Source organism: Massilia sp. CT11-108 (assembly GCF_047302915.1).
Classification (GTDB): Bacteria; Pseudomonadota; Gammaproteobacteria; order Burkholderiales; family Burkholderiaceae_D; genus Telluria; species Telluria orientalis.
On the sequence record NZ_JBKYMO010000284.1, the window covers coordinates 1 to 7,359 of the forward strand.

General features: G+C 66.7%; 9 protein-coding genes. 4 read left to right on the plus strand and 5 right to left on the minus strand.

Going from position 1 to position 7,359, the window contains the following annotated elements; translation table 11 throughout:
• On the plus strand, positions 1–1,133 hold a 1,133-nt coding region (locus ACEN88_RS20315), incomplete at its 5' end, for a WD40/YVTN/BNR-like repeat-containing protein (RefSeq protein WP_413342447.1).
• A 6-nt stretch (positions 1,134–1,139) separates the two neighbouring features.
• Here the strand turns inward: ACEN88_RS20315 and ACEN88_RS20320 are convergent.
• From ACEN88_RS20320 to ACEN88_RS20335, 4 genes are read right to left on the minus strand one after another with little or no spacing between them, the layout of a single operon-like run.
• The gene (locus ACEN88_RS20320; protein WP_413342449.1) at positions 1,140–1,958 is read right to left on the minus strand and encodes an EI24 domain-containing protein; all 819 of its coding nucleotides are present in this window, start codon (positions 1,956–1,958) and stop codon (positions 1,140–1,142) included.
• Positions 1,955–2,950, minus strand: a complete 996-nt coding sequence (locus ACEN88_RS20325; protein WP_413342451.1) for a sterol desaturase family protein — start codon at positions 2,948–2,950, stop codon at positions 1,955–1,957. Before ACEN88_RS20325 ends, ACEN88_RS20320 begins: the two co-directional genes overlap by 4 nt.
• Positions 2,951–2,954: 4 nt before the next feature.
• Positions 2,955–3,713, minus strand: a complete 759-nt coding sequence (locus ACEN88_RS20330) for a polysaccharide deacetylase family protein (protein ID WP_413342453.1) — start codon at positions 3,711–3,713, stop codon at positions 2,955–2,957.
• Entirely contained in the window at positions 3,713–4,684 is a 972-nt protein-coding gene (locus tag ACEN88_RS20335; protein ID WP_413342455.1) for a cytochrome D1 domain-containing protein, read from the minus strand. Before ACEN88_RS20335 ends, ACEN88_RS20330 begins: the two co-directional genes overlap by 1 nt.
• Before the next feature lie 185 nt (positions 4,685–4,869).
• Here ACEN88_RS20335 and ACEN88_RS20340 point away from each other — a divergent pair, with 185 nt between their 5' ends.
• Entirely contained in the window at positions 4,870–5,226 is a 357-nt protein-coding gene (locus ACEN88_RS20340) for an FKBP-type peptidyl-prolyl cis-trans isomerase (protein ID WP_413342457.1), read from the plus strand.
• Between the two features lie 91 nt (positions 5,227–5,317).
• Entirely contained in the window at positions 5,318–5,569 is a 252-nt protein-coding gene (locus ACEN88_RS20345; RefSeq protein ID WP_413342458.1) for an acyl-CoA-binding protein, read from the plus strand.
• On the opposite strand, the gene ACEN88_RS20350 is transcribed toward ACEN88_RS20345, so the two are convergent.
• Positions 5,570–5,848, minus strand: coding sequence for a polyhydroxyalkanoic acid system family protein (locus ACEN88_RS20350; protein WP_413342460.1), 279 nt, complete (start codon positions 5,846–5,848; stop codon positions 5,570–5,572).
• Positions 5,849–6,003: 155 nt separating this feature from the next.
• On the opposite strand from ACEN88_RS20350, the gene ACEN88_RS20355 reads away from it, so the two are divergent.
• The coding region (locus tag ACEN88_RS20355; RefSeq protein WP_413342461.1) for a hypothetical protein at positions 6,004–7,359 on the plus strand (1,356 nt) is incomplete at its 3' end.

Consider the following 7,359-nt stretch of genomic DNA (forward strand, 5'->3'; position numbering starts at 1 on the left):
CCACCCAGCCGACGGCCCCGGTCGCCCAACCCGCGCGCGCCGACGTGCTGGCGACAGCGGCCGGCGGCATCGACAGCATCGCCTTCGGTGGCGACAGCGCCTGGCTGTCGCTGTCGAATACCGCGACCACCGACACGGCCGTGGTCCATGCCAGCCTGCCGCTGCGGGCGGATTCCGCGTGGACCGGCGTCGCGCTGGGCGAATGCGGCCTCGCGCGCGAAGACGGCGGCACCTGGCCCCTGCGCGCACCATCGTTGCGCATGCTGGGATCCGATCTGTGGCTGTTCCAGCCCTGGTACGACAAGGGCCCGGACGCGCGCCCCGAACACGCGCTGTGCGCGTTGAGTGCCGACCGGACCACCTTCGTGCCGCGCGACGCCGGCCTGAAAGCGTGCGTGGGCAGCACGTGCACGACGTTGTCGATGGACGAGCTGAAACGGGTGAACGACCGCCTGTACACGAATGCCGGCGGCGGTCAGAACGTGCTCGCGTCGAACGACGGCGGCGCCCATTGGCGCGTGCTGACCGGCTTCTTCGACCAGGACATCTGCACCCATCCCGCGTTCGAGATCGTCGGCGACCGCCTGCTCGTCGGCGGCGAATGCCCGCTGGATTTCGCGTTCCTGCGCGCCTACCAGCTGGCTGCGGATGGCGTCAGCCTCGCATCGCGCGACGCCCTCCCCGTCGCCTTGCCGGAACTGGAAAACCGCAACGTGCAATTCATCCAGGCGACAGGCGCCCAGCGCGTGTTCGCCGGCGTCGAGGGCGGCCTGCTGCGCAGCGAGGATGGCGGCAAGTCGTTCAAGTTCGTGATCCAGCATCCGCTCAGCGGCGGCGGGAACTACCCGTACATCCGGCACTTGCTGGCCCTCGCGGGCAAGCCGGACACGCTCGTCGCGGGCGGCTTCGACAAGGCGACGCAGAAGCCGTACCTGGCCTGGTCGAAGGATGGCGGCACGACGTGGACGGACCTGTCGACCCTGCTGCCCGGCTATGCGCGCAACCTGGACGATGCATCGGTGGCGGAAGTGACGGCCATCGCCCAGGATCCGCAGGGACGCGTGCTCGTCACCGTCAACGAGGCGAAAGGCGCGCAGGGCCGCCTCGTGCTCGTCACGCTCGGCACGCCTTGACGCGCTTTACACGTCCTTGGACACCTGGCCGGCCCGGACGTCGGCCAGCGCCTGCAGGCAGAAGTACTGGAACCACAGGCCCGTGAAAATGAAGATCACGAGGTAGAGCCAGATCGACAGCACGGCCAGGAACGGGAACAGCACGACGGAGAACAGCGCGCCGCCGATCCACGCGACGCCCGGCAACGCGCCCAGCAGGCCCGACACGGTGCCGATCAGTAGCAGGGAGCGCTTGCGCGCGTGCATGATCGTGCGCCGTTCCTCCGGGCTGGCGTGGATGGCCAGCGCGTCGTACCCCATCACGCGCGCCGTCAGCCAGCCCCACAACACGGCCTGCACGACGATGGCGACGGGCGCCAGCGCGTACAACGGCAGCGTGACGAGCCACAGCAGCGCGAACACGACGATGCCCGACAGGTTGACGCCGAGGCTGCCCATGAAGCTGCCGCCCTCCTTCCGCTCGAGCGTCGGGAACTGCACGCGGCTGACGTGGCGCGCGATGGCCGGCATCGCGCCCACGCCGATGAACAGCAGCGACGTGATGATCATCAGCGGCAGCAGCACGAGCATCGCCACGAGCGGGATCACGAGCGTTTTCAGGAAACCGAGGCCCAGGGTGGCGAGGATGCTGCCGCTCGTCTCGAACAGGCCGTAGTCGGCGAAGACCGCGTGCAGCCAGTCCAGCAGCGGCTGCATGCCGGCGTACAGCAGGCCGCCCCACAACGCCAGCGACAGCAGCAGCGGCACGATGGACAACAGCAGCATGCGCCCCGAGAACTGGGAGCGCAGCGCGCGGCCGTAGGCAATGGCGACGGGGCGCATCATGCCGCGTTGCGCCGGTTGCCGGCTTCGACGAGGCGCACGAGGCCGAGCCACTGCTGGCGCCAGAAACCGCGGCCGTAGTCGCGCGCGGGACGTACACTCCCATCAGGATTGGTGCGCGCGAACTGGTCGCGCACGCCCGTGCCGTGCCAGCCGGGCGCGAAGTTGGCGGTGCCGAACAGCTGGTCCCAGACGGGCAGCAGTACGCCGAAATTGCAGCCGCCCAGCTCGCGCCCCTGCGATTCGTGGCCGATGCCGACGGCGTGGTGCGTGCGGTGGAAGCGCGGCGACACGAGCAGGCGCTCGCCCAGGCGGCCGAAGTGGATGCGCACGTTCGCGTGCTGCAGGCTTTGCAGCGCGCGCGAGACGGAGACGAGCAGCACGTACTGGCTCGGCGCCACGCCGATCGCCAGCGCGATGACGGCCATGTAGACGTCGCGCAGCAGATCGTCCAGCAGGTGGTTGCGGTCGTCGCTCCACAAATTCATGTTCTGCTGGCTGTGGTGCAGGCTGTGCAGGGCCCACCACCAGCGGAACTTGTGCTGGCCGCGGTGGAACCAGTAATCGAAGAAGTCCAGCACGACGAGGTACATGAGGAAGCTGGCGAGCGGGTGGAACCCCGTCATCAGGTTCTCCAGATTGAACGGGCGGACGCCTTCCATGCGCAGCGCCGCGGCCATGCCGTCCATGACCGGGTCGAGCGTGAAGAACACGGCCATGCCGAAGAAGCCGAGGCGGTGGATCAGCGTGTAGATGAAATCGTTGAAGCGCGCGCGGCGGTCCGTCATCTTCTGCGCCGGGATGACCGCCTCCAGCGGCCGCAGCACGAGGTACAGGGCGGCCACTTCGCACAGGCCGGCGAGGAACCATTCGATGCCTTCGAAGGCGTCTTCGATGTATTCGCCGAGGCCCATGGCGAACATTGCGGGTTCGACCGCGTTCTCGAACAGCCATCCCTGCAGGAAGGCGAACCCATCGAGGAAATGCTGAATCATATTTTTATCGGTAGTCCGGATGCGCTCTCAGTGTAGCGAAACAGAAGCCTTTGCGCTCGAGACCGGAGATCAACGGTTCGAGGTTCGCGGGCATCCACGGGTCCTTGCGCGACCAGATGCCCATGTGGGCCATGAAGATGTCGCCATCCTTCAGGTTGTCCAGTGCGCGCTTCAGCAACACCGCGTTGGGGAATTTGTCGCTGGACGTCTCGTCGCCCGAGAATCCGGCCGGCGCCCAGCCCGCGTGTTGATAACCGCATGCCTTCGCGGCCGCGAGGATGTTGGGCGAGCTGTGGCCGCCCGGCGTACGGAAGATCGGGTCCAGGCGGCGGCCCGTCAGCTGTTCGAAGCGCGTGTCGACGCGGCGCAGTTCGTCGCAGTACTGCTGCTGCGTCCAGGTGAGCTTCCGACCCGCATGCGCGCCGAACTGCGGCTTGACGACGATGCGGCCATCCGCCTCGTCGCGCTGGAAATACACGTGGTCGAACGTGTGGCTGCCGAACGCATGACCTTCCGCCACGCGGGCCTTCCAGTAGTCCGCCCACGACGGATCGAGCGACCAGTCGCCGCGCACCGTTTTCTCGTTGGCGAGGAAGAACGTCGCCTTGATGTGGTGGCGGCGCAGCGTGTCGGCGATCAGCTCGGCCTGCGACTGGCTGCCCGTGTCGAACGTCAGGTAGACGGTGCCCTTGCATGCGGGCGCGTCACCCGCATGCGCGCTGGAACTGGCCGCCAGCAGTGCGGCGGCGGCGAGACGCAGCATCACATCCGCGGCGCCGAGTTGGCGAAGAACACCCCGTGCGGCGAGCGGCCGACGGGGATCATCTTGATGACCTTGCGGCTGGCGACGTCGATCACGGCGACTTTCTTGATCCAGCGGAGCGTCACCCACAAGGTCTTGCCGTCGTTCGTCAGTTCCATGCAGTCCGGACCGCCCGGTACGGGGATCATGCCGACGTTTTCCAGCGTGGTCTGGTCGATGATGTTGATCGAGTTCTGCACGCGGTTCGACACGAACACGTGGCGGCGATCGCCGAGGGCGCGGAAGTTGTGGGCGCCGTTGCCCGTCTTGATGCGCTTGACGGTCTTCTGCGCGCGCCAGTCGATCACCTCGACGTAGTCGCTGCCCATGATCCCGACGAGCAGGTACTTGTCGTCCGGCGTCATCGCGATGCCGGCCGGGAGCTTGCCGACCGGGAGGGTCCATTTGACGGTCTGCGTCTTCAGGTCGATGGCGCTGACCTGGTCGCTGCCCTGCTGCGTCACGAACGCGGTCGTGCTGGCCGCGTCGAACGCGATGTGGCTGGGCATGCGCGCGAGCGGCAGGCGCTTGCTGAGCAGCAGGTTGCCGCCTTCGTATTTGTAGACGTCGACGCGGTCCAGGCGCAGCGACGCCGACACGAACCATTTCTGGTCCGGCGAGAAGCCGATCTGGTACGGGTCGAGCACGTCCGCCAGGCGGCGCTGCACCTTGCCCGAAATGGGGTCGAGGAAGATCAGTTCGTTGCCGGCGGAGCTGGCGACGATGACCGACTTGTTGTCCGGCGTGGCCATCAGGTGATGGGGCTCCTTGCCGACCGCGAACGTGCCGTTGTCGGCGCCCGTCTTCTGGTCGAGCAGCTGGACGGTGGCGTCGCGCGAATTGAGTACGACCACGACGTTCGCGTGGGCAGCCTGGATGACCGAAAACAACGCGAAACCAGAGATGAGGGACTTGCAGAAGCGACGCGGCATGGAACGAGACGGACTCAGTGGAAGGAAGCTTTATTCTACGGGGAAACTTGAACGCTCCGAAGCGCAGAACGATGGAATCGCACGCAAGCGGCGCGCCGCCGCAACACAGTGGACAGAGCGTTAATAGCGCTTTGACAGGTCATGGACTACAATCGGCCTTTCACTCTGAACAACAAGGAACACCCATGTCCATCACCACCACGAATTCCGGCCTGCAATACGAAGACACCGTCGTCGGCAGCGGCGCCGAAGCGAAGGCCGGCAACTACGTGACCGTGCACTACACCGGCTGGCTGCAGAACGACGACGGCAGCACCGGCGTCAAGTTCGACTCCAGCAAGGATCGCAACGACCCGTTCCAGTTTCCGCTGGGCGCCGGCCACGTGATCCGCGGCTGGGACGAAGGCGTGCAGGGCATGAAGGTGGGCGGTGCGCGCCGCCTGATCATCCCGGCGAGCCTGGGCTACGGCGCGCGCGGCGCCGGCGGCGTGATTCCGCCGAATGCCACGCTGATCTTCGACGTCGAGCTCCTCGCCGTTTGATGACCGAGCAACGCTTCTAAAATCCGGCCAAATCAGCGGGGATTCCGATGACGATGCGCTAAGATGCCCGCACATCGTCAAAGGAGTTACCATGAGTTTGCAAGAACAGTTCGCCCAGGCCCAGATCGATTCGAAGAACCTGCCCGAGCGTCCGGACAACATGACCCTGCTGAAGATCTACGCATTGTTCAAGCAGGGGTCGAGCGGCGACGTCACGGGCGAGCGTCCCGGCTTCACCGACATGGTCGGCCGCGCCAAGTACGACGCGTGGGCCGCGCTGAAAGGCACGGCACGGGACGAAGCGATGCAACAGTACGTCGACCTGATCGAAGACCTGAAGTAATCAAGCGTTAAACGTCTTGCGCATGCTTTCCGCCACCTTCTGTTCGATGGGGGACGCGAAAGCACTCATCAAAAACCCCAGCTTGATGCGCAACGCGGCCTGGCGCTCGCCCAGCGTGAGCGCCCCCTCCACGCCGCTGCGGGCGAAACGCAGCACGTCCCCTTCCCATTTGCACGTCAGGCCATATTCGCGGGCCAGCTTGTCCGCCACCTTTTGCGCGGCGGCGCGCGCGTCGGTCTGGCTCAGGCTGTGCGGCTGGGTGATGCTGATGTCCGGCATTCGATTTCCTTACTGATTCAAAGCAAACAGCCCGCCATGATGCCAGTTGATGGGCGCAAAGGCCAGCGCTTGCCTAGAGAATAATCAATTGATGAGTCTCAAAACCCAACTTGGGCAAGGGGCGACCATTCCTCGTGTCATCAAGGAGGATTACCATGGATTCGACGCCCACCCAGCCCCCCGTCGGTTTCGTGCCGACGCCCACCGCCTCGTATCGCCAGCACCGCAAGGCCGCGCAACTGCTCGACCAGCCGGGCCGGCCACGGCCGCAATCCGGCCCCGGCAGCGCGTCGGCACTTGAAGGCAGCCAGCCGGGTGATGTGCCCCTGCCCTACGCGTCCGGCGCGCGCGTGCTGATGTGGAAGCAGGATCCGTCGGTGAACGAGATCGGCACGCGCAAGGTCTTCCTGCCCGGCGTCGTGCTGGCCGGTCCGCGCGACGCGCGCATCGTGCTTGCCTCGAGCGATGCCGGCATCCCGCCGGTCGAGCCGAACGCCTTCGGCGACTTCGTGACGATGCCCGATACGCCGCAGTTCGACGCCGTCCACACGTTCGCCGTCGTGCGCCAGACCCTGACGATGTACCAGCGCGCGCTGTCGACGGCCGGCAGCGCGATGCCCCTGCCCTGGCAATGGAACAGCAGCGTCGACACGGCGCCGCTGCAGGTCTGGCCATACGGCCTGCCGAACGTGATGAATGCCTATTACAGCCGCGCGCAGGCGTGCCTGAAGTTCGGCGACTTCGTGCCCGCCGGAGAAACCGCGCGCGTGTACACGTGCCGCTCGTTCGACATCGTCTCGCACGAAACGGGCCACGCCGTGCTGGACGGCCTCAAGCCGCAATGGCTGCTGGCCGACAATCCGCCGCAGACGGGCGGCCTGCACGAATCGTTCGGCGACCTGACGGCGATCTTCCTCGCGCTGTCCCAGCTCGACCAGTGCGAGGCCGTCATCGCCCAGACCAAGGCGCACCTGCACGACAAGACCTTCCTGGCCGACATCGCCGAGCAGTTCGGCCTCGCCCTGGGCAGTACGACCGGGCTGCGCAATGCCGACAACGACCTCACCCTGTCCGAAGCCGGGACCGAGGTGCACGCGATCTCGCAGGTGTTCACGGGCGCCGTCTACGACATCCTGGCCGACGTGTTCGCCCTCGAGCGCGATCCCGCGCTGGAAGATTGCGCCAGCGTCCTGCACCGCGTGGCCGGATGGCTGCGCGGACTCGTGCTGCGCGCGCTGATGGCCGCCCCCGACACGGCCGCCACGTTCGCCGACGTGGCCAACGAGATGCTGCGCCTGGCCTTCGAGGACGGCAAACCGCAGGCCGTCGTCAACGCGATCCGCGACCGGTTCGCTCAGCGCGAGGGCGTCCGCCTCCGCCTGCAGCACGCGTTCGACATCGTAGTATTCGGCCAGGTTCATCGTGCCGCAGCAGGCGCGCCGGTCCTGGCGCGCGCCGGGCGCGTCGGTCACGAGCGGCGCCAGGCGCAGGCCGGCCGGGTGGTCGCCCGT